A 662-nucleotide genomic window follows, 5' to 3' on the forward strand; every position below is an offset into this window, starting at 1 on the left:
GCTCGCGAATTAGGAAGGCAGTTAGTGAAAAGCTGTCAGGTTATTCCAATGTTCCATTGCTGGCTAGGGGTAAACAAAGACCACAGCGGTGCGCTTCAAAACGCAAAATGTAATGCGCTGGGGTGGTTCGATTTCAGCAATGTGTGGGTCAAGCCAGAGATAGAAGAGAATGGCCAAGCCGAATAAAAAGCAACCGAGTAAAACTATCGAAATTTATTGTGCGAAATGCAAAGCGCAGCTATATAAATATCGCAAGGGCGGAAAGGGGGCCTTGGTGAAGTGCTTTAAAGAACGCATTGTAGAAGATTACACTCAAACCCCTTGTTTTTGCCCGAGCTGCGGGCAAGAGTTTGCACGAGATACGTTAGTCAGAGGTACGCCTGCGTTTAAGATGATTGGCGGAAAAGTGACAATGAAGTAGGAAAAATAATGAGCCAACAAAACGATTGCTGCATGGTGTTAAGTACCACCAATAATGAAAAAAATCGCGATGAAATCATCAAAGGTTTATTAGAAGCTCAATTAGCGGCGTGTATTCAGACGATGCCAATTGAGAGCCATTATGTTTGGAAAGGGGAAGTTTGTACTGATCACGAATGGTTATTGATCATCAAAACACGACGTGAGCTTTACGAGTTAGTGGAAGAAAAAATTGAAAACCT

The 662-nt window shown here is 42.9% G+C and carries 2 protein-coding genes and 1 pseudogene; all 3 read left to right on the forward strand.

Annotation, left to right across the window (positions count from 1 at the left end):
* Positions 1–186 (forward strand): annotated as a pseudogene (locus tag R7040_RS27100) (SgrR family transcriptional regulator); the annotation flags it as partial.
* Positions 170–421 (forward strand): hypothetical protein, encoded by a 252-nt coding sequence (locus R7040_RS27105; protein ID WP_025816175.1) that lies wholly within the window; start codon positions 170–172, stop codon positions 419–421. The pseudogene R7040_RS27100 and the gene R7040_RS27105, both read left to right, overlap by 17 nt.
* 8 nt (positions 422–429) lie before the next feature.
* The coding region (gene cutA, locus R7040_RS27110) for a divalent-cation tolerance protein CutA (protein WP_318097689.1) at positions 430–662 on the forward strand (233 nt) is incomplete at its 3' end.

The sequence above is a fragment of the Vibrio sp. 1069 genome (assembly GCF_033340555.1).